At 38.6% G+C, this 22,658-nt stretch carries 18 protein-coding genes and 1 tRNA gene; 9 read left to right on the top strand and 10 right to left on the bottom strand.

Features of this window, described 5'->3' with window-relative positions; genetic code table 11:
- Both M901_RS13935 and lon read left to right on the top strand, forming a co-directional pair.
- Window positions 1-821 (top strand): HD domain-containing protein (locus tag M901_RS13935; RefSeq protein ID WP_021278845.1); only part of this gene is annotated, 821 nt, incomplete at its 5' end.
- A 262-nt stretch (window positions 822-1,083) separates the two neighbouring features.
- Entirely contained in the window at window positions 1,084-3,492 is a 2,409-nt protein-coding gene (gene lon, locus M901_RS13930; protein ID WP_021278837.1) for an endopeptidase La, read from the top strand.
- A 76-nt stretch (window positions 3,493-3,568) separates the two neighbouring features.
- On the opposite strand, the gene M901_RS17615 is transcribed toward lon, so the two are convergent.
- Both M901_RS17615 and M901_RS13920 read right to left on the bottom strand, forming a co-directional pair.
- Window positions 3,569-4,015: a hypothetical protein gene (locus M901_RS17615; protein ID WP_021278846.1), complete on the bottom strand. Its 447-nt coding sequence runs from the start codon at window positions 4,013-4,015 to the stop codon at window positions 3,569-3,571.
- 256 nt (window positions 4,016-4,271) lie between these two features.
- Window positions 4,272-4,347: transfer RNA gene (locus M901_RS13920), tRNA-Val, on the bottom strand.
- 153 nt (window positions 4,348-4,500) lie between these two features.
- On the opposite strand from M901_RS13920, the gene M901_RS13915 reads away from it, so the two are divergent.
- The 5 genes from M901_RS13915 to M901_RS13895 all read left to right on the top strand — a co-directional run bounded on the left by M901_RS13915 (window position 4,501) and on the right by M901_RS13895 (window position 14,347).
- Entirely contained in the window at window positions 4,501-8,163 is a 3,663-nt protein-coding gene (locus M901_RS13915) for a hypothetical protein (RefSeq protein ID WP_021278834.1), read from the top strand.
- 254 nt (window positions 8,164-8,417) lie between these two features.
- On the top strand, window positions 8,418-10,505 hold the full coding sequence (locus tag M901_RS13910) for a chemotaxis protein CheA (RefSeq protein ID WP_034722377.1): 2,088 nt from the start codon (window positions 8,418-8,420) through the stop codon (window positions 10,503-10,505).
- A 1-nt stretch (window position 10,506) separates the two neighbouring features.
- On the top strand, window positions 10,507-11,010 hold the full coding sequence (locus tag M901_RS13905) for a chemotaxis protein CheW (protein WP_021278842.1): 504 nt from the start codon (window positions 10,507-10,509) through the stop codon (window positions 11,008-11,010).
- Between the two features lie 56 nt (window positions 11,011-11,066).
- Entirely contained in the window at window positions 11,067-12,932 is a 1,866-nt protein-coding gene (locus tag M901_RS13900; protein WP_021278844.1) for a CheR family methyltransferase, read from the top strand.
- A gap of 11 nt (window positions 12,933-12,943) precedes the next feature.
- Complete coding sequence (locus M901_RS13895) at window positions 12,944-14,347, top strand: chemotaxis response regulator protein-glutamate methylesterase (protein ID WP_021278832.1); 1,404 nt, start codon at window positions 12,944-12,946, stop codon at window positions 14,345-14,347.
- On the opposite strand, the gene M901_RS13890 is transcribed toward M901_RS13895, so the two are convergent.
- The 3 genes from M901_RS13890 to M901_RS18235 form a co-directional block, all read right to left on the bottom strand.
- Complete coding sequence (locus M901_RS13890) at window positions 14,340-14,711, bottom strand: response regulator (RefSeq protein WP_021278830.1); 372 nt, start codon at window positions 14,709-14,711, stop codon at window positions 14,340-14,342. The two genes, M901_RS13895 and M901_RS13890, sit on opposite strands and share 8 nt — an antisense overlap.
- A 98-nt stretch (window positions 14,712-14,809) precedes the next feature.
- Window positions 14,810-15,376, bottom strand: coding sequence for a GTP cyclohydrolase I FolE2 (locus M901_RS18240; protein WP_198295408.1), 567 nt, complete (start codon window positions 15,374-15,376; stop codon window positions 14,810-14,812).
- Window positions 15,352-15,741 (bottom strand): GTP cyclohydrolase, FolE2/MptA family, encoded by a 390-nt coding sequence (locus M901_RS18235; protein WP_021278836.1) that lies wholly within the window; start codon window positions 15,739-15,741, stop codon window positions 15,352-15,354. The genes M901_RS18240 and M901_RS18235 overlap by 25 nt, the downstream gene beginning before the upstream one ends.
- A 257-nt stretch (window positions 15,742-15,998) precedes the next feature.
- Between M901_RS18235 and M901_RS13880 the strand changes: the two genes are divergently transcribed.
- A complete protein-coding gene (locus M901_RS13880; RefSeq protein ID WP_021278843.1) occupies window positions 15,999-16,208 on the top strand; it encodes a hypothetical protein in 210 nt (69 codons plus the stop codon).
- Between the two features lie 163 nt (window positions 16,209-16,371).
- Here M901_RS13880 and cdd read toward each other — a convergent pair whose 3' ends face one another.
- Together cdd and M901_RS13870 are read right to left on the bottom strand one after the other, a co-directional pair.
- Window positions 16,372-16,782 (bottom strand): cytidine deaminase, encoded by a 411-nt coding sequence (gene cdd, locus M901_RS13875; RefSeq protein WP_021278847.1) that lies wholly within the window; start codon window positions 16,780-16,782, stop codon window positions 16,372-16,374.
- The gene (locus tag M901_RS13870) at window positions 16,782-18,095 is read right to left on the bottom strand and encodes a dihydroorotase (RefSeq protein ID WP_021278840.1); all 1,314 of its coding nucleotides are present in this window, start codon (window positions 18,093-18,095) and stop codon (window positions 16,782-16,784) included. Before M901_RS13870 ends, cdd begins: the two co-directional genes overlap by 1 nt.
- A 79-nt stretch (window positions 18,096-18,174) precedes the next feature.
- Between M901_RS13870 and cysS the strand changes: the two genes are divergently transcribed.
- Window positions 18,175-19,638, top strand: coding sequence for a cysteine--tRNA ligase (cysS, locus tag M901_RS13865; RefSeq protein ID WP_021278833.1), 1,464 nt, complete (start codon window positions 18,175-18,177; stop codon window positions 19,636-19,638).
- A gap of 31 nt (window positions 19,639-19,669) precedes the next feature.
- Here the strand turns inward: cysS and M901_RS13860 are convergent, their stop codons facing one another.
- The 3 genes from M901_RS13860 to M901_RS13850 all read right to left on the bottom strand — a co-directional run bounded on the left by M901_RS13860 (window position 19,670) and on the right by M901_RS13850 (window position 22,437).
- Window positions 19,670-20,500 carry a DUF4105 domain-containing protein gene (locus M901_RS13860; protein ID WP_157680027.1) on the bottom strand — a complete coding sequence of 277 codons (831 nt, stop codon included), beginning with the start codon at window positions 20,498-20,500 and terminating at the stop codon, window positions 19,670-19,672.
- 124 nt (window positions 20,501-20,624) lie between these two features.
- Window positions 20,625-22,214, bottom strand: a complete 1,590-nt coding sequence (locus M901_RS13855) for a phosphatidylinositol 3- and 4-kinase (RefSeq protein WP_021278838.1) — start codon at window positions 22,212-22,214, stop codon at window positions 20,625-20,627.
- On the bottom strand, window positions 22,201-22,437 hold the full coding sequence (locus M901_RS13850) for a hypothetical protein (protein WP_034722376.1): 237 nt from the start codon (window positions 22,435-22,437) through the stop codon (window positions 22,201-22,203). The genes M901_RS13855 and M901_RS13850 overlap by 14 nt, the downstream gene beginning before the upstream one ends.
- Window positions 22,438-22,658: the final 221 nt, after the last annotated feature.

Below are 22,658 nucleotides of genomic sequence, written 5' to 3'. Positions count from 1 at the left end.
AAATGATTGAAAAGTATCAAGAAAAAGATGAAGTCAAAGTTCTCGTATCAAAAGAAGATTATCCAATTGTTTTAGAAAAACGAATAGCTAAGAAAGTTGAAATCATGAAAGAGCGTCTTAGTGAAAAGCAGTGGGTGAATCGACTGCAACGATTTGATAATGAGCTGAATTCAATTGCCATGATACGTGCCTCAGCTTCTCTTTTGGGAATTAATGAGACGACTCTAACACTCGTTGAAGATGCGATGGACTCAACACTTTATTCATTGGAAAAGATTCCATCTCTTAAAACAATTCTGGCCGATATTTGCGGAAGAGGAGACTTCTTCTTACAAAAGGCCCTCATGATTAATTATCTTGCGATTTATGCCATTCAGAAATCACCATGGAATAATGAAGCGACTAGGAATAAGCTTTCTATGGCGGCCTTTCTGCATGATTTTAAAACCACTGATGAGAACTTTATCAAAAACCCTGTCGATGATGAGGCAAGTGCTGATCAGAGAATACTCTATGATAACTTTTCAAAACATGCCGAGGAAGAATTTCAAATTCTCTCTCAGATCAATACTGTTCCAGATGATGTGACGAAAATAGTTCGCTACCACCATGTGGACCTTGATGGGACTGGTTTTCCTATGACCGAAGTCGGGAAGTTGAACCCGCTCTGCCAAACTTTTAATATTTCACACAACCTTGCGGTTGCCCTAATTAAAGAAGGATTTTCAAAGAAGGCCTATTCTGGTTATTTTTATGATCTTTCTGGGCGAATCTTGGAGAAATACAAGGACAGTTTGGATCCATTTTCATACATTCTTTAAATTTTCTAAACATCTTATGTGTAAAATGCTGTCAGAGGCCGTAAGAAAAAAACAGGTTGACCTGATGAAATCCATACTAAGTGTATAAAATCACTAGTCTTTTTTCCAAGGTGAACGGCCTAGGAAAGGATTAACAGGCAAATTTTTTTTTGGACATGGATAAGGGACGGCCAGTACAATATTAGAAAGGCCGTTAGTGGATGTGACATGAAGTCTAATTATTAACGGTGAAAGATCAAAAAATAATAGTGCAGGAGGTACTATGTCAGACAAAGGGTCTGCGGAAGCAAAAAAACTCCCTCTTCTACCACTGAGAGACATGATCATCTTTCCTCATATGGTCGTGCCTTTATTTGTAGGAAGAGAGAAATCTATCCACGCCTTAGAAGAAGCGCAAAAAAATGGTAACGAGCTTTTTCTAGTCACTCAAAAAGATGCCAGCATCTTAAATCCAGATAGAGAAGACGTTTATGACGTTGGAACTGTCGTAAACATCATTCAAATGCTTAGACTTCCTGATAACACGGTTAAGGTTTTAATCGAAGGTAAGTATAGAGCGAAGATTGGTGAGTTTGAGTCTCAACCAGAAGGTTATTGGGCCGACGTTGAGAAGTGTACTCAAGGAACAGTTGATCCTGTAAGTACTGAAGCAACAATCAGAAGCATCAAGAATGTTTTTGAACAATACGTGAAATTAAATAAGAGAATTCCACCTGAACTTCTTATGAGTATTTCATCTATTACTGATCCATCAAGACTTGCTGATATTATCGTGGCACATCTTTCTATGAAGATTCCTGAGAAGCAAGAAATCCTTGAGGCAGTAGATGTAGAGAAGAGACTACAACTTCTTCTTGAGAAGATGCAAGGTGAGATCGAGATTATCAATGTTGAGAGACGTATTAGAACACGTGTTAAATCTCAAATGGAAAAGTCTCAAAAAGAATACTACCTTAATGAGCAGATGAATGCGATTCAGAAAGAACTTGGACAAAAAGACGAGAAGTCTGAAATTCAAGAAATGGAAGAAAAGCTTGCTGCTAAGAATATGCCAGAAGAAGCTGTTCTTAAGGTACAAAAAGAAATTAAGAAACTGAAGTCAATGTCTCCAATGTCTGCAGAGGCAACGGTTGTAAGAAATTACATCGATTGGATGCTGACACTTCCGTGGTTTGAATATACTGAAGACAACAACAGTGTGGCCCGTGCTAGAGAAATTCTAGATAATCATCACTATGGGATGAAAGACGTAAAAGAAAGAATTGTTGAATATCTTGCTGTAAGATCCCTTGTTGGAAATGAAGGTAAGGGAACAATCCTTTGTCTTGCGGGGCCTCCTGGAGTTGGTAAAACATCTATTGCAAAATCACTTGCAGAATCACTTGGAAGAGAGTTCTACAGAATTTCTCTTGGTGGTGTAAAAGATGAGTCTGAGATTAGAGGACACAGAAGAACTTATGTTGGTGCGATGCCTGGTAAGATTGTTAATGCTCTTAAGAAAGCAGGAACAAGTAACCCAGTAATCCTTCTGGATGAGATCGATAAAATGAGTTCTGATCAAAGAGGGGATCCTGCTTCAGCAATGCTTGAAGTTCTAGATCCTGAGCAAAACAAAAACTTTGGTGATCACTATATTGAAGTTGAGTATGACCTATCTAAAGTTATGTTCATCATGACTGCAAATGATCTTGGACGTATTCCTGGACCACTTAGAGACAGAATGGAAATCATTAATGTTTCTGGTTACACTCCAGTTGAAAAACTTCAAATTGGTAAAGAATATCTTCTACCAAGAGCGTGTAAGAATAATGGTCTAACTGATTGGTCTGTGACTATGTCAGATACTGTTATGCTTGATGCGATTAGAGGATATACAAAAGAAGCCGGTGTTCGTGAGTTCGAAAGAGTTATGAATACTGTTGCAAGAAAAATTGCTACTGAAGTTGTAACGAAAGACGTTGAAAAAGGAAAGAAGTTCAACGTAACTTCTAAACAACTTACTAAGCACCTTGGTCCTAAGAAGTTTGATGGAACAGGAATCGAAGAGACTCCTCAAGTTGGACTAGTTAATGGACTTGCTTGGACTTCTGTTGGTGGTGAGCTACTCCATATTGAAGTTGTGACAACTCCAGGAAACGGAAAAATCCAAACAACTGGTAAGCTAGGTGAGGTCATGACTGAATCTGCTCAAGCAGCTTTAAGTTATGTAAAATCAGTTTCTGGACAACTGGGGATTGATCACGAATGGTTTAATAAGAATGATATTCATATCCACGCACCTGAGGGAGCGACACCAAAAGATGGACCTTCTGCAGGTATCACAATGGTAACAGCTCTAACATCTGCGATTACAGGAATTCCTGTTCTTCAAGATGTGGCCATGACTGGTGAAGTAACAATTAGAGGACGTGTTCTTCCAATTGGTGGACTGAAAGAAAAACTACTTGCTGCTAAGCAAGCCGGTGTTAAGACTGTTGTTATTCCATGGAAGAATTCAAAAGATCTTCCAGAGATTCCAACGGAAATTAAAGCTGGATTAGATATCCACCCAGTTCAAGGGGCAGAGGAAGTTCTTAAGCTTGCTCTAAACCTAAGAGAACCAGAAAAGTTCATGCAACATGTTGGACTTAAAGTTCTTGATTCTGAGAATGGAATGGAAGTGGCTAACTAGCCTTATAACTGCATAAATTTTTTGATCTAAGAAAAGGGCCCTACTTGTTAGGGCCTTTTTTTATCGTCAGCAGATATCACTCGTTGAAATCTTCATAATAATCACATACGACTTCTTTAGGATTCTTTATACAGTACTTCTTAAAATCTAAATTATTAATTGATTCAAATTTTAACTTATACTGATTTCCTTCTTTTTTATAATATGAGACAGCTATTTCATGAAAATCCTTATTTCTGACTCTAAGATGTAACATGTATTTCTCATTTACCTCAAAAATTCTATCATTGAAGAAGAATGATTCATTCTTAACTCTATTTAAGTTGTATAAATTATAGGTTTTGTACCTTTTACAAGTAGATACATAATCACCAAATATTATAAACCTTCTCCTCGGAAGCTTTCCACATTTATCGTGATGTATTTTTACTTCTAGTAAAGCAGAACCTCCTCTAGAGAAGTTAGGGTTATATATATCTCTAGAAAAGACTACAAAGCTTAATCCTAGTAAAATTTTAAACATTATAGCTCCTTTGGTCCTGGCTTTTATTTTATTTGAAGGTTTTGTTTTTTGAAAACTAAGATATCTTTGTTTGGAATGGGATGGGGGGATTTTCTTTGCGGAGATGGTCTCCGCACACAGCTGAAGCGTCAAAAGCTTCGCTTCGCTTGCGTTTTTTTGACGCTCGCGTGACGGTAAAGCTCCGACGTCAAAATGCTTGGCATTTTGCCGCGGGCAAAAAAAAAGCCACTCAATGAGTGGCTTTTTATATAAAATCTGGTGGGACATGACAGGATCGAACTGCCGACATCTACCTTGTAAGGGTAGCGCTCTCCCAGCTGAGCTAATGTCCCGTTTTCTTGACTTGTTTTGAAGTGAAGTAAGATTATAAGAAGTGGGGATAACTGTCAATACCATTTTGGAAAAAATGCAGATTTTTTTTGTCAGCTATTTTTATTTATTATCAATTGCTTAGCATCATTTTGGAAATAATTTCCTTTTAGTTTTTGGATCGATCTCTAGGTAAGGTTGCAGCTTTCTTTGACGAAAAGATGAGTGAGAAAGACCGTCGAATTGAAAGGAAATCGATCATGAAGTTCATTTTGTTAATTACAATCTTACTGGGATTATTTAGTTCATGTGGAACGCCTGAGGGGAAAACTGCTGCGAAATTTCAGTTGGCCTTTGCTGCCACACCTTTTTCTTCTGGGGGATTGATGATCTTTGGTAAGAAAGAAGATGCCACGGGCATTTATCTTTCCAAGAATATTGTCTCTGGCACAGAAGTTATTGAGTTACCAAATGGATTATGGAGTTTCATTACGATTGCCTGGAATGGACCAGGGGCCTTTCAGGGCTCTGTGAAATGTGCGAGAAATGAAAATATCTCCCTCAATGGAGGAGATCAAGACGTTGTTCTCAATTATAATTTTCAAGAATGTCAGCAAAACGATGTCTTTGGAGAGGTGGTCTCTCAGCAAGATATCGGTCAATTTGCACCTCTTACTGTACTAAGTTGTAGCAATCAATATGCTATCAATGAGTCAGAAGCTGAAGATTATGCTGATGACTGTATCCGTGGAGCGACACTTTCTTATCGTTTGAGAATTCCAGAATTCTCTCCAGAGGGGGGAGTCTCACTTAGTACTGGTTTAACTTCTGGATGTATTGATGGCGTTGGGCCAACATCTCCAGTATTGAACTCGAGTTTGAGAGTGCCATTTTTCAATGATAGAGAAGCCCCGTTAACTGTAATTGTTGAGGCCTTTGAGAATTATGCCTGTGCAGGAACACCGGAGACCTTCAATTTTAAAAATGATCTCGGCTCTCGTGTGGCCCTAGATCATTATCAGAATAAGAACTTTCTCTTCTTGAAACGTAATTACTGTACTGCAACTCATCGTGCAGGCTCAATTCTATCAAATGGAATTATGTATAAGGGGAATACTCACTATGTGATTTGTAACTCAGCTCAGTTCTTAGATGCTTTCACAAATTATCCGACAAATATGTATATCCTTGGAGATAATATTGATTTTGGAGGAGCGGACCTCGCTTCGTATTCAATGTCCATTGGTTCCGGGGGAAGTCTTTTTGGTGATGGTAAAACATTAAGTAATATCACTTACAACTATACGGGAACTGTTAATAGTAACGGAGTAATTTTTGATCGTATTGATGGAGATATTGAGGGGGTGAATATCTCAGGGGTTACTGCGGACTTCGATATTAATGGGACGACTCAAGATGGGGTAGGTGTCCTCTTTGCGACAACAAATGTTAGTACAACAATAAAACTTAAAAATATTAATTTAAACAATATTCAAATGCGTGTCATGAATAGTTTAGGTGGTGCAACCATGGCCAAGATGGGTCTTGTGGGCGGTGCTTATAATGCAAGTGCAGGAGAAGCCAAATCTATTACTGTCAGAAACTCAACTCTTACAATTGATGGGATTGGAGGAAACGATTCTCGAGAAATTGGTCTAGTATTTGGACAAATGGATGGACAGCTCAAGGATGTGCAGGTTGTGAGTAGCTCAATTGTAACAGGAGCAGGAAACAGCTTAAATAAGATTTGGGAAGTTGGTGGTGTTGTTGGAAAAACAGTGACAAATGGAAATTTAAATCATGTTGATGTTGAAAGTCTTAATATTGTTCTCGATCGCCCAGCACAGTCCATTGGTGGTGTGGTGGGAGCCCTTGCAGAATCACATCAATTTAGTCATATCACATCATCAGGTAATATTGTCTTAACCGATAACACTGCGAACTCACCAGATATTGGAGGGATTGCTGGAATTGTTACTCATGGTGGAACTTTCAATGGGCAGATGTTAATGGCAAATATTGATATTGATGCAGATCAAGGAGCCTTTGGAGGAACGCCAGTTGGTGGAATCTTTGGTAAGACTGGAGGGACTCCTGCAGACGTTAAAATGGCCTATTATAATGGAACTTTAAAAGGGCGCTCAACTTGTGGTGGAATTGTTGGGAATCAGCTAGGTGGAAATGTCACTCACTCTATGTCTGAAGGAGTTATCGATTGTGCCGGAGGAACTTCTGGTGGAATTGTGGCGACATCGACAGGAGCTATTTCCAATACTCATTCTAAAATGACGATTAACACTGTCTCAGGATCAGGGACAGGTGGAATTGTTGGAACGACAACATCTTCAGTGACAAATAGTTACTACGAGGGGACGATGACCAATAATACGGCCTTTCACGGACTTCTTGTCGGTGTTTGTACAAGTTGTTCTCTTCAATACTTATATTCTCTTACGGGACAATCTTCTCAAACGGGGATTGGTTCAAACTCAACTGGGGCATCGATAACAAATTGTGGCTTTATTGACACTGGTTCTGGAACGACAGGTAATTGTTCACATCATCCAGACCTCGCAACACTTAACTCTGTTGATGGCTCAACTTTTACGGGAACAGACTGGGAACTCGCTGCAGATGGAAAGTACCGTCTGAGAACGGATAAGTTTTTTAATCGTTATAAAACTACAGTTGGAACACGAAGAAAACCAATTGCCCTGTCATCATTTCAAGACTGGAGACTTATTGGAGAAACACAACTGGCGGTTGGAAACTCTGCGCTGGAGAGATCAACTTTCATCCTAATGGCCGATCTTGATTTTCAAAATAACGCTGCTAACTTTATCCCTTGGGAAAGGTTTGGTGGTTTTATGATGGGGAATGATAATGCGATTATCAATGTGAGTTTCACTGATTCAAGTGGCAATCTCGGTCTTATTAGAGAGCTTCTTGAAGGAGTTGAGTTTGATCACGAAACGCCAACGGGATATAAGAAACTTTATTTGAAAAATATTAATCTCACTAACTCTGGAGCAGGAGCAACAGGTGCTCTTGGAGGTATGGGATCATCTGCCGGTGGCTGGATGGGATTCTATGGTATTGAGCTCTATGACTCTTCAATTACTGGGGGAGCAGAGACCGGTGGTCTGGTTGGAAATATTACGGGCTCAGTAAATGATTTTCTTGAGTTTGAAGATATAAAAATTGTGAGAACGAATGTGACAAGTACAGCAACATCGGCCGTAGGTGTTGGGGGACTTGCTGGTTCTCTAATGTTGACGAGTGCTCCTACGAATAAGACTCTTTTAAAAGTGGGAATCGATACCGATTCTCATATTTCAGCAGCTGATGTGAATGTGAGTGTTGGTGGACTTGTTGGAAGGGGGACTTCTATTCTTGGAGCAGGGCTTATCTCAAGAGCTCGATTAAGTGGAAATACCATTGCTGGTGGAGTTGTTGGAACATCAAATAGTTCGATGTACAGTATTATTGAAATCGAACAAGACTTCACGACTTGTTCAACTCCTACAAATTGTGGAGGGCTCGTGGGGAGTTCCTCAATGGATAATGTCAGTAATGTCTTGAACTTGATGAAAATCAATGGATCATATTCCCCAATCTTTGGAACAGAGACGTCGGGAACATTCACAAATTCGATTTCTGCCGATGGGAATTCTTATAGCTCATCTTCGACTGGGATCACAACATCTGCTGCATATTTTGGAGATAGGGTGACATCTATGTCCAATTTTGATTTCTCACAAGAGGCCTTTATTTTTGAAGAAACAGGTTATCCACGTTTGAGATGGACAGAGTTTATAAAGAAATTAGCACAATGGTAAATATGCTTTTGGCCTCCTCTTGGAGGCCTTTTTTGTCTCAAATCAAAGGCACTTGAGAAAAGGTTAAGAAATCATCATTTTTCATGAACATTTTCAGATGAAAAAGCGCCTAGTTTCAGTGGGTTACGTCGTGACTATGAAGGGCAAAAATTAACTAAGTGAACATTGATTCTTAATTTAAAATTTTACCTTATAAAGTAATTATTTTTGCCGAAAAGCCCAAGTGAAGATTAAGAAAAAATCGAGGAATGGGAATGGAAGATTTTGAAAGAGAACTGAAGGAAGATTTTCTAGAAGAGTCACTTCAATTATTAGAAGACTCTGAACAGGCGTTTTTGGCCTTAGAAAATGACAAGGATAGTACCGACCTTCTCGATCAAATTTTTAGGTTAGCACACAACTTGAAGGGAACTTCGAGAGCTGTTGGTTTTGGAGAAGTCGCTGAGTTTACTCACGAAATGGAAAACCTTATCCTAAAATTAAAAACTGGTGAAATGGAAGTGACAGACTTTGTCGTAACAGTCCTTCTAGAATGTAATGATCACATTACACATATGATTCACACTCTTAAAGACGATATTGAAGCGACATTCGATAGTACTGAAATCATCGCAAAAATCGTTGGGGTTTTAAGTGGAGATATTACTGGGGAAGATTCCGCTGCTGCTGAAGTTCATGCTGCTGAAGAGTCCTTCTCTGAAGAAGCTTTTGATGAAGTCGAAGAGGTGACACCTGCTGTTGAAGAATTTGATTCAGTTCCAAGTGCCGATATGTTTGAAGAGTCATCAAGCTTTGAAGATGATTTTGCTGCGGCCTTAGATACTGAAGAAGCCCCTGCAATGGTAGAGGATGCGGGTGATAATGATGTTGAGATATCTGCTTCAGCACTTGAGTCTCTACGTGAGCTTGGACTTGAAGACGATTCAATCCTAAAAGAGCTTGAGCTTAAAACGGCACCTGTTGAGAAGTTAGATGAAGGTCTAACCATCAAAAAAGGTGAGGATATTGTTGCTCAAACTAAGCCAGAAATTCCGGCCGAAGTCTCAGGGCCAATGGCCGAAGTGACAGAGATTAAGAAGAAACCAGCTGCGCCTGCTCCTGCTGCAAATAAACCATCTGCACCGGTAAAGAAAAAGTCGGAAGATGAAAGTATCAGAGTTGCACTATCTCGAGTTGAAAAGCTTAATAACGTGGTTGGAGAGCTTGTTATTTTACAAACGGTTCTTGATCAAAGACGTTTTACGGCGATTCACGATGGTCTTGCAAACAAATCAATTGCACAACTAGGTAAGCTATCAAAAGAGATTCAAGAGATCTCAATGTCTCTGAGAATGGTTCCTCTTAAGGCCACTCTACAGAAGATGAATCGAATTGTTAGAGATACATCAAAAACACTTAATAAGAATGTAAAGCTTCATCTTGTTGGTGAAGATACAGAGATTGATAAAACGGTACTTGAGAACCTCTCAGATCCACTTGTTCACATCGTAAGAAATGCAGTTGATCATGGATTAGAGTCTACAGAGGGAAGAATAAAGGCCGGAAAGAGTGAAGTTGGAAATGTTGAAATTAAGGCTTTCCACGAAGGGAATAATCTCGTTATTCAAATTAATGATGATGGTGGTGGGATTGATCACAATGTGATTAGAGCTAAGGCCATTGAAAAGGGATTAATTAACCCTAATAAAGAAATTCCTGCACATGAAATGATTCAATATATTTTCCACCCAGGATTCTCAACTAAAGAGCAGGTAACAGAAGTCTCTGGTCGTGGTGTTGGGATGGATGTCGTTAAGACAAATATTGAAGGAATGTCGGGATCAATTGAAGTTAGAACTGAGATGGGTAAAGGAAGTACATTTAAGGTATGTCTTCCACTTACGATGGCCATTATTGATGGAATGGTTGTTAGAGTTGGAAGTGAAAAATATATTATTCCTCTATCTCAAGTACATGAGTCTCTCAAGCCAAGTAAAGAGATTATTAACTCAATCACAGGTTTTGGCGAGTGTCTCAACCTTAGAGGTGAGGTTCTCCCATTATTTAATATTGGTAAGACTTTAAGTCGTAAAATGGATGATGGTGAATCAAGCGATAAGATCGCAATTATCATCCATAACTCAAGCTTTAATTATGCGGTCCTTGTCGATGATATTCTTCATCAACAACAGGTCGTTATTAAGAAGCTTGGTGATGAGATTAGATCGAGAAAAGGCTTCATGGGAAGTTCAATCTTAGGGGATGGGAAACCATCATTTATTCTAGATTTAAACGAACTATATAGTGGGTCATTAAAGAAAAATAATAATTCAATCAAAGAAAATGTAGCAAGGGTAGCGTAGGATGAGTATCGAAAATTTAAAAACAGACGGAAATGATGTCAATTATGAAGTACAAAGATTCTTAGAGTTTAGTCTCGGAGAAGAAGATTATGCCATTCCATTACTATCAGTAAGGGAAGTTATCTCTGTTCCTGAAACAACTCCAATTCCAAAGGCACCGCCACACTTTTTAGGAATTATGAATCTTAGAGGTCAAGTTATCTCAGTTGTGGATTTAAGGACTAAATTAAAAATTAAGCCTAAAGAGAATAATCACGAGGAATCGGTTATTATTGTTGATATAAATGGAATGAACTTAGGAATCGTTGTCGATTCTATTAATAAAGTTCTTGCATTTACTGCTGATGACGTTAATGATGTACCTGAAATAGAATCACAAGTGAACGCTGAATATATCAGAGGTGTCTATAGAAAAGAAGACGCCCTAACTGTTCTACTAGATGTTGCTAAAGTGCTAGATCTCAAAGATATGAAAGCGCTAGGTGGTATGAAAGCTGCTGCTTAGTCATGAGTACGCATATACTTTTATAACGCATACATTCTAAAGAGAAGAGAGGATATATGAGCACTGCTCCATTGCGTGCCGGCGGATACGACGGTCTAATTAAGAGAGTTTCAGCTATTGTAGCCAAGATATCGGGTAATGTTTTAGAAGAAAAACAAGCCTTAATGGTTCAAACTCGTGTGAAAAAACGAATGCTTGAACTTGGATTGCAAACACCTGAAGAATATTTAAGCTTTCTTGAAAGAAATATGGAGAAAGAATCCGGTGTTCTTGTCTCTCTTCTTACAACTCACCATACATTCTTTTTTCGTGAGTTCAATCACTTCGAATACTTAAAAACGAATCTTGCTCAAATCGTTGCTGATGTTAGAGCAAGAGGTGAAAATACAATTAAAGTCTGGTCTGCTGCTTGTTCAAGAGGACAAGAAGTCTATTCTTTGGCCATGTTCTTTGATTTCTACCTACCTAAGATTGATCCAACTATGAAGTACCATATCTTTGGAAGTGATATTGATCCTGAGTCTGTTAAAGTTGCAGAGAATGGTGTTTATCATAGACGTGAGATTAAAAGTGTTCCGATGAATTATTTAGGAGAGCACTGGGCCCGTGGTAAAGGTGATATTTCAGATTATGTAAAAGCAAAGAAAACACTTACGTCAAATGTCTCTTTCAGACCATTAAATCTTTTGGATTTTAAAACAAAGATGCGTGGCGAGAAATTTGATATTATCTTTTGTCGTAATGTCTTTATTTATTTTCGACCAGAACAAATTAAAGATATCATGAATGACTTCTTACACTTTATGCATAAGACTTCATTCTTCTTTAGTGGTATTTCTGAGTCTCTTGGAGGACTTGATCTAGAGATCACGAATGTTGGTCCTTCAATTTATACACATAAAGTAGAGAAGGTTGTTGAGCCTGTTGTGACAGATTCAGCTGCGCCTGCTTCAATCACTCCGGCCGCTCGCCCAGCTGCTCCGGTTGCAAAACTTCCAGAGATGCCAGCGGTACTAAAAGTTCTATGTGTTGATGACTCTTCGAGTATTTTAACTTTATTAAAGAAGATCTTTGGCTCTGATGATGGCTTTGAAGTTGTTGGGGTTGCTAAAAATGGGCTTGAAGCTCATGAAATGGTTGAAAAGCATAAACCAGATATCGTGACTCTCGATATCCATATGCCAGAAATGGATGGAGTAACTTATCTTCAGAAGCACTATAAGAAAGGACATCCTCCTGTTGTCATGATTTCTTCTGCTTCTCGTGATGATTCAGATGCTGCCATGAAAGCTCTAAGAGCAGGGGCAAGTGACTTCATTGAAAAACCAGCTCTTAATAATATTATGGAGCGTGGAGAAGAAATTAAGACTAAGCTCAAAGTTGCTTATATGGATAGAATGTTTGAAACAAGTCACGTTTCAAGTATTGATAAAGAGTTTGAACAAAAGATTACGATTGATAAGGCCAAAGATAAATTTAGGGCCATTTACTGCTCAATTAGTGATCAAAAAAAGGTTGAAACTTTCTTCAAAGAACTGCATGGAGAACAACCTCCAACTGTTATGTTCTTTGAAGGACAAGATAATATTTTGGAGGCCTTAAAAGGAGAATTCTCTTCTAAGCTTTCATACAAAGTTGAGCTAATGGATGAGATGCCATCTTCTTTTGATGCCAATACTGTCTATTTGGCAGACTTTAAAAAACTCTATGATGATGTTTGTACAAGAGAGAAATCTAAACCAACGTCAATTGTTGTCTTTGGAAAAGCATCGACTCATGCTGGGGATAAAATGCTCCACTGGGATAATGCGCATCTCTTAGTCGAAGACTTAAATTATAAGTGTGAATTAACAGAAGTAGCAACGGATGTTGTACCCGCGACAAGCTTTGCCTATATGTCGAGTGATTTTTTGAGTAAGTAGTAGGAAATATAATGCTTAAGTTATTAACTGAAAAAGATGGTGCTAAACTTTATTATAAAATTAATAATCAAGCTTTCGTTGTCGCTGTCAATCGTGCGGGAAAAGCTGTTGCCTCAATTTTAGAAAATGATAGCCCTCACAAAGTTAAGAACTTTATTCAAATTGCTCAGGACACTTTTAGGGAAGAAGACCTGACTTATAAAGTGATAGGTCCTTCATCTTCAATAAATGCTGTCTCTACTGTTTTGGCCAACTTTAGTCCAAATGAAGTTAAGAAGGTTCCACGTGATGGTGAATTTGAAGTCATGTTCTTTCCTGCGGATGGTAAGTTAAGGGTCACTAAATCTTTAGTTGTTCAAAAACCTGAGGTCGTCAAAAAAGATGTCAAAGTCCTTATTGTCGATGATTCTAAAACAATTCGTAATCTTTTAAACAAGGTTTTTACTAAAGCTCCAGGCATTGAAGTTTGTGCTATGGCAGAAAAGCCAAGTGAAGTTGAAGAACTCATTAAGAAGCATAAACCTGATGTGATGACATTGGATATTCATATGCCAGAGATGACAGGAGTTGATCTCTTAAAAGTTATTGGGCCAAAGTATAATATTCCTACAATTATGGTAACTTCGATAAGTATCGAAGAGGGACCTCTCGTTCTCGAGGCCCTCGAGCTTGGTGCTTTTGATTATATTCAAAAGCCAGAAGTTAGCCAGCTTTCAGTCGTCGCCCCAATTCTCATTGAAAAAGTAAAAGAAGCGGCTCACTCAAAAAAGACAGCTTCACAAATTAATAAGCTTGGAGCAAGGCCTGTCTCTGAGATGAATCTTGACTCACTGGTTGTTGTCGGATCATCAACAGGAGGGACAAATGCTCTTAAAGATATTCTGACAAAATTACCAAGTCATGTACCACCGACACTAATTGTTCAACATATTCCACCCGTTTTTTCAAAGGCCTTTGCAGATAGAATGAATAGCCTTTGTCCTTTCACTGTTAAAGAAGCCGAAGATGGTGAAACAGTTGAGGCCAATAAGGTCTTGATCGCTCCTGGTGGAAAACAAATGAAAGTTGTAAATGAAGGTGGGATTTTTAGAGTGAAGATTACTGACGATGAGCCAGTCAATAGATTCAAGCCGTCAGTTGATTATCTCTTTAAATCAGTTGTCCCATTAACAAAGCGCAAGCATGTTGTTTCAGTTATGCTAACAGGTATGGGAAAAGATGGGGCAAGGGAAATGCTGGCCCTAAAGAATGCTGGAGCCGAAACAATTGGCCAGGATGAAGAGTCTTGTGTTGTTTATGGAATGCCAAAAGAAGCAGCTCGAATTGGTGCCGTTAATTATGTTGAACATAAAGATGATATTGCTAGTCGAATTGCAGAACTAAGTTGGGAAACAAAGAAAGAAGTTGCTAGTTAAGCAGCTGTTTTCCTCTCAATGCCGTTTGTAATAGTGCGGCCATTTGCTCACTTCGAAATGGCTTTTCCAGTGCAAAAACTCTCTTTCCGTCACACATATTATTCACACGAATATCTCCACTCATGAAAATAAATGGTGTTTCAGACTGAACAGAGTTTTGGACCTTTTCACCTGAAATATCCGGTAAGTGATAATCAGAAATTACCACGTCGTATTGTGTTTCTTTGAGAAAGTTAATGGCCTGTTGTCCGTTAGAAGCGAGATCAATCTGACATTTAGAGTCTAGAATCCTCTGGATATCAAACTCAACGAGTTCTCTGATATCGGGATCATCTTCTGTAAGTAGGATTCTATAGGTACTCATAGCTTCAGATATTACGAGAAATGAATGACTATTGGCAACAAAAAAAGGCCTTAAACAGGGGAGTTTAAGGCCTTTAAGCTGTATTTTTTAATACTTAATTAGTTTCTTTCTTTTCTAATATAGGCGACAGCGTTGTGGCTGTGAAGAGATTCAAGGTGTTCTACCTTTGCTTCCCAGTCAATAAGCTTATCGCATTCATTGAAAACTGTGCTGATTCTTCTTGTCGCATGTTCAACAAACATTGGATTGTCACCATTTAGGATGGCAAAGGCTTGCTCATCAGCTCTCTTAACAAGTGATTGTGTTTCAGTTGGTAGAGCGTGACGACAGAGTTCAATAAGATCTTCAATGTGGAAGTCCGTCTCTGCATCATAAGTTACAGTGATAGTCGCAACAGATCTTTGCGAGTGAGCAGAAGCGATTCCGCTACCTTCCGTTGTCTTACCTTGACGATATTCTTCTTCGTATTGTTTTGACATCGATAGAGAACATGGACAAGTTGAAGAGTACTCATATTTAATCGTAAGGTTCATAAGAACTTTATCTGTCTTATCTTCAGTTCCTTCCCATGCACATTCGTAGTATTGCCATCCCCAGTTTCCACTCTTAAGAGACGTTTGCTTAACAGGGTATTTAAAGTCTAGTTTGAGGTGTGCCTTAGGAATAAGTGGCTATCTTCATAGTCTCTTAGGTCTGTTCTATATTTTCTAAGAATAGTCTTATAGAAGTTATTGTTAACAATTTGCTCTGCACCTTCTGCTTGAAGAATCTTGCAGAAACGCGACATATTTGCCCCTGTCTTATGAGCTTCAAGATAGACGAACATTGAAGCTTCTGAATCGTGAGTCATGACAGATCCATCAGCATGTTCAAAGTTTAGTGGAATTCTGAATCTTTCAATTCCAACTTTTGGAATTGTGATTTGAACTTCATTTGGTCTTTTCTGGAAATCGTTAAGCCCTGATTCATCTTTAATTCCAGGGTTCATAATATCTTCGCGCTTATTTCTCAATGCTTCGATGTTTTTCATATCGACACCTTTGTCTTATTCAAAAATAGGTTAAAAAAAACCTTATTATATTAGAGCCCCTTTTTATCGTGGTTTCCATTATTTGGCAATAAGGCTTCCCCTTATTATAGACTGATTCTGGGGTACAAAACCTCGACAAAATACCTTGTGTCTATTCTTAACTACCTGAAATCTCGAATTAGAGCAGAAACTCAATGAGAAGCCTGCGATTTTGTTGTAAAATAAATAGAGAAGCAGTTCACTAAGAGGAGGAGGACGTGTCTAACAAGTCTCTTAGAGTTGAAAATTTTGAAAGATTCTATGGAAGCGTCACTGACGTGATAAAGCAGATTGAGAATTGCCCTAATTGTGGTGCAAAATTAACGATGACTCACTTATCTGATCATGACAATCTCTATGTTCATGAAGAGGTCAGGTGTTTAGAGTGCTCCTTCGAAACAGAAGAAACACTCCATGTTCTTAACTAACAGTCTCAAACTGATATACAGAAATGGGGTTAAAGATAAAGGGTTTTAAAGTAAAAACATCAACTTGCCTACTTACATTTTTAACAGCTGAGAAAATTCTGATAATTCAGAAATGATTTCATGGAGATGAGTGAATCTCATCCCCACGATAGAGGAGCAGTTTTTAACAGTCTAATGTATCGAATGGGGCAGGAAGTAGATCTGAGAATTTCAGCTCTTTCTTGATCCCTTCGAGATCTCCCAGATAAATTGGTAAGTCAGGTTTCGCAAATTCTGAGATCACTTGTAAGCAAAGAGCACAAGGAACTGTCACGGGATCAGTGTCGCAAACAACGACGACGTAATCGAGTTCAATCTTTCCATTGCGGGCCACGGCCGAAAGGATTGAGTTTCTTTCTGCACAGATTGTCGCCCCATAGCTAATATTTTCAACATTGCATCCTGGATAGATTTCATCACTTCCCTTGATACCTATTGCTGAGCCAACGAAGAAGTTTGAGTAGACTGCATGAGCATTTTCTCTGGCCTTTTTCGCAACTTCGTAAGCACTTTGTATTTTCTTTGAAACTTCCATTAACTACCTCTTTTTATCGGAGCGCCATCAATATCGAAGACTTCTCCTTTAAGCATTGAAACTTGTCCCATAACGATTGTACCGACTGGCCTGCCTTTAATCTCAAGGCCTGCAAATGGAGTCCAACCACATTTTGAGGCCTGGTCTTCATTTTGAATCGTCCAACTCTCTTTTAAGTCTACGAGAGTAAGATCGCCATCGGTCCCAATGTCCAAGTTCCCTTTATTTAGGGAATATAGTTTAGCAGGAGTTTCACTCAAAAGCTCAATTATTTTTTCTAGGCTTATACGGCCTTCATTCATATGGTGAAGCATGACTGGGAAGATTGTTTGGACCCCTGGCATTCCAGAAGGTGAGTGAGGGTATCCTTTTTCTTTTTCTTCAATAGAGTGAGGAGCGTGGTCTGAACCTAGCACATCAACCAGTCCTGCCTCTAACCCTTCCCAAAGACCAGTTCTATGCTCTTCTGTTCTAATAGGTGGGTTCATTTGAGCAAATGTGCCTATCTTATCGTAGATATCTGGAGCACACAGGCTCAGGTGTTGCGGAGTGACTTCGATTGTACAGTGTTCCTTATTTTGTGAAAGAAATTCCATTTCCTCGCGTGTTGTGAGGTGAAGAATATGAACCTTGCGTCCAGCTTCTTTGGCCACATCGATAATCATTTTTGTCGATTCAAGAGCACTTTCAGCATCACGCCAGTCATAGTGAGCATGGACAGAAGTCGCATTATCTCTAAGTGCAATTCTCTCGAGCAGACGAGGCTCACTTTCAGAGTGGACAGCAATTGGCATTTTTACTTTTCTAAAAATATCGAGAAGAATATCTCGCTTGTAAAGAAGAAGGTCTCCCGTGGAACTTCCAAGGAAGATTTTCAGTCCACAGCATCCTTCAAGATCTTCGGCCTTGAGAATTTCTTCGAGATTCTTTTCACTTCCTCCAATGAAGAAGCCAAAGTTGGTATGTGACTTTTCTTTCGCTAAATCAATTTTTTCTTGAACCCTCTCAACACTTGTTGTTGCAGGTTTGGTATTTGGCATTTCTAAGAAAGTACAAATCCCGCCAAGGGCCGCCGCACGGGAACCACTTTCCAGGTCTTCTTTATGAACAAGTCCTGGCTCACGAAAATGAACTTGTGTGTCGATAAGTCCAGGGAGAACATGGAGGCCAGTAGCATCAATAACTCGATCGGCCTCGGCGTTAATTTCGCCAACTTCGGTGATTTTTCCGTCTTTAATCCCAATATCAGCGATACGCTTTGATGTTGAGGTTGTCAGTGTTCCATTTTTTACAATCAAATCGAATGTTGGCATGACTTTAACGTCCTTTTTGGGTATGATTGCCATATTATCAAATAAAGCATAAACCGTGCTCTATAGGAGAAAAAAGGCAATGAGTTTTACTATCTATAATACTCTAACGAAGCAGAAAGAATTATTCAAACCACTTGAGGAAGGAAAGGTAAAATTATACCTCTGTGGGCCAACGGTTTATGGATTGCTGCACATCGGTAACTTTCGAGGGCCAATTTTCTTCAATTTTGCGAGAAATTGGATGGAGCATATTGGTTATGACGTGACATTTGTCTACAACTACACAGATGTTGATGACAAAATCATTAATAAATCAATTGAAGAAGGTGTTGATGCCACAGTTATTAGTGAAAGATATATTGAGGCCTTTAGAGAGGACTACTCACGCTTAGGCTTAAGACCTCATGATCATAACCCTAAAGTTACTGAGTATATGGATCAGATTATAGAATATGTAGAAAGTCTGATTTCTCAAGAAAAAGCTTATGAAGTTGATGGGGAAGTTTTCTATTCAATTGATACTTTTTCAACATACGGACAACTTTCTGGAATGAAACTAGATGAGCTTAATGCAGGTCAACGTGTTGAAGTTGATCAAAGAAAGAAGAATCCTGGAGACTTTGTTCTTTGGAAGCCTGCTAAAGAAGGTGAGCCAAGTTGGGATTCTCCATGGGGCAAAGGTCGTCCTGGATGGCATATTGAGTGTTCGGCGATGATTAAGTCTATTCTTGGAGATTCTATTGATATTCACGGTGGTGGAATTGATTTAATTTTTCCACACCATGAAAATGAAATTGCGCAAGGTGAAGGATGTACTGGATGTAAATATGTTAACTACTGGATGCATAATAACTTCATCAATATGTCTGGTGAAAAGATGTCAAAGTCTCTGGGAAATATTATTCCGGCCAGAACTTTTATGGATGAATATCACCCAGAAGTTTTTAAATTCCTTGTTCTCTCTTCTCACTATAGATCAATTCTTAATGTAAGTGATGAAAAGATTGAGCAAACATTCTCTGGTCTTGTAAGAGTTTATAGGGCGCTAAAAGTTGCTAATGATATTATTGAAAACTTTGCAACAAGTGATAGTGCAAAAGTAAATAAGAAATTCGCCGAGACTCTGAGCTCTCTTGATAAGAAAATTGAAAAAGCTGTTAATGATGACTTTGGAACAGGGGAGTTAATCGCCTCTATTTATGAAGCGGTTAGGGCCTTTAATACACTTGGACTGGAAAAGAAGAAGAAAGACATTAACTCTGTTCCTACGGCAAAGGCCTTTAAGGAATGGACTCACAAGTATGGAGCAATGATGGCACTCTTTGATGAGGAGCCGACAAAAGTCCTTAGTGAGATCAATGGAATCCTTTTAAAGAAAAAAGGAATTGAAACTTCTCAAGTTGAAGAGCTTCTCTCAAAAAGAGCTAAGGCCAGAGAAGATAAAGATTGGGAAAGTGCCGATAAGGTACGAGATGAACTTCATGCCATGGGAATTGATTTTCAAGACTCAGCAGATGGAGTCGAATGGTCTGTTAAAATTTAAGCAATATCGAAGGCACCTCTTAGGTGCCTTTTTAATTCGTTTGTTCAAAGAAATCTTCAGCTCGTGATGTCGAAGGCATATTATTCATCATCATTTGAAAGTAGTACTCAGAAAAATCATCATCTTTAATACAGTCTTGAGTGTTGTGAATTTTATCTAAGATAATTTCAACTTTTGTTTTTTGGTTAAGATAACTCTCAAGCTTTAAACCACATTTCTTCGCCACAAGATCGGCCGGGTCGTCTCCTGTTTCAGTTAAAGTATAGATGTCCATTGCTGAATCTATAATCTTTTTTAAAGAGAGGTACTTAAGCTCTTTATCATGTTCTTTATAGTAGAGTGGTCTGACCGATGGTAACTCCGCTTGAATGCGAAGATCTTGCTGAATTGTAGTAATAAGTTCAGTGATACAATTATTCGTAAAGATATTGTAGTCATTCTTTTCGTGAAGATTTCTTTCTTTCTTGTCTTCAAATATAGACTTATAAATTCTTAAAATTTGCTCAGAGTTTGCATTAATCTTATAGAAAGATATGGTCTGCCCGCGATTGATGTACTTGACGAGATATTGATGAAAATCGTGAGTATAGACTTTGTATGGGCCATTAAAGAAGCTGCTAACTTTTTCCATGAGACTCATTTTATCTAGTTTTTCTTTTGAAAGAGTATTGATTTCCAAATTGTATTCTAAAATTTCCATTGAACTATTTACTTGATAGTTTTTTGAAAAAGCAATGAAGGCATGCCCGAACATTCCTGCACCCGGTCCCTCTGAAATAATCCCTAAGTATCCAGTCGCTGGACTCGTGGCATGACTGGTTAAGGCACTCAGAAATAAAAGGCATAGAATTAGTGTTCTCATAGAATTAATCATTGCAAATTCTTTGCCAAGAAAACAACGGTAACTTATTGATTATGCAAAGTGTGAACGACTAAAATATTAACAGGTGTCTTTAGCTTGTTTCTATCTAGAATGATCTTGTGAATTAGTCTTTACTAAACTTAATAAGAAAGTCGATACGATCCATTGTTCTTGTGGCATCAAGAGGGCCTAGATAATCTGTCAGTCCACGATAGAACTCATCACGATTCATTGTCTCTAGTTTTTTTATGGCCTGAGCACCTTCTTGAGTTTTTATAAAGCGTGAGATGGATTCTTTGACTTCATCAAAATGTTTGGCATTATATCCACGTCCGGTGAAAGTAAGACCATGGTCAATAGAGTGAATATTACCGTGCTTGGTGATGAGATAATTTCCAGGGTGACGATCTCTATTATCTATAATCAGATCGAAGAAGTTCTGCTTGTCTAGGACTTCTTGTTTTGCAAAAGAAGCATGAGTGAAGCCATCACCAATGCTGTCCTCAAATTTCTGAAAGCTTCCCTTGGAATTATTAATAGTTCTCTCTACAGTAGGAGGAACGATATCTAGATCGAGAAACTTATCTACCTCATAGGCAAGAACTTCGGCACGATAGTTCGAGGCCCAGTCTGATTCTGCCCGGGGCTTAAAGATTCCCTTTGTTCCATCTTCAAGCTCGACGACAAAGGAAGTTGTAATACCACCTTCTAATTTCTTGATACCATCTTTCTTTATGGCACCATTTTTAAGATGCTCATCGATTTTTGCAATATTGGCACTTATTGGTTTGAGTGGAGTTTGAAGAGTAAAGGATTCTGACTTGTACTCCTGTGCCATTCCCATTCTTGGAGGCTTAACATCGTTGATCGGAGAGTCCTCATACTTGAGGTAGGCCTTGCCAATTCTCTTATTTCCATATTCTGCAAATTCCCATCTTGCACGTGAGCGACGCTCTGGTGTCACAATTGAAGGTGGTGTCGGAGGTGGTGAAGGGAGACTCGGCTCAGAGCTCTCTCTAAATGATTTGACAAATTTCTTACCTTTTTTGATCGCTGTAAGAATCGCTATAGGAGGAAAGAAATATTCAGTGAGTGTCTCACAAGTATAGTGAACAGCACCTTCTTTATTATAACAAGCATACTGCTTGTATTTTTCAGAGAGTGGCTCAATCAGAAAATCTTTTAGTATTTTAATAAAGAGATTCTTTCCTGCGACAAGACCTGCTCGTGTGTCTTTAAATGGACCAGACATCTCTTGCTTGGCCTTAATAACTTCTGTTTCATAGTAGAGTGCGAGACTATCAAGAAAGGCCTTTCCTTCTTCTGAGACTTCAGCTCTTTTCTCTTCGTCATAGAGTAGAGACATGGCCTCAGTTAGAAAATCCCACATCTCTGAGAGTGAGTTAAAGAAGCCATCAAAACATGAACCAAAGGCATCAAGAGGGTTAACAGTCTCTAGTTCTACAGAGCAATCTCTTTTGTATTTCTTGGGAACTTCTTTGCAGATAGGGCCTTGAACGACAATCTCACAAAAATTCTTCTCCCAGCCCGGAGGTAAGCTCTTATTTTTAAAATCAACCTGACATTGTTCTTGATAGGCCAAAACAGTAGGAGAGATCTTTCCAAATTCTAACTCTAATGCCAAAGCATTAAGAGAGAGAAGACAAGATAAAATTATCGTGATGATATTTTTAAAGTGCTTAGAGGTAGTCATTTAATAACTCCTCAATCTTTGCCAATTCTATTTTTAAATTTTTAAGTTTGTCTGGTCCTGTTAAAAGAAAATGCTTAAGCTCTTTATCTCTTTTGTAATGTCCCTCAAGAAAGTAAATAGTCTTTCCTTGAGTATCAGTATATTGACCACGAATGACGAGTTTCTTATTGCTCTGGGCCTTTTCTTTTATTTGCCAATCACTTGCACCTATAAAATTAAGCATCTTCGCTTTGTGCTTGATGGTTTTAAACTTATACTTTTCAAAGTTAAATGTGTCGGATTTGAGCTGTCTTTTGAAAACCAAGATCTTCTTTTTTGTAAGTCCATATTTTATGGTTAACTTCAGTTTTTTGAGCTTGCCAACTCTGATCAATGGCAAAGGGAGAAATAAAAAAAGAAAAGACGATAAGTGCTCTATAAATCATAGCTAACTTATCGTCTTTT

It is taken from the genome of Bacteriovorax sp. DB6_IX (assembly GCF_000447775.1).
Lineage (GTDB): Bacteria > Bdellovibrionota > Bacteriovoracia > Bacteriovoracales > Bacteriovoracaceae > Halobacteriovorax_A.
This window is presented reverse-complemented; position numbering and strand designations above follow the sequence as displayed.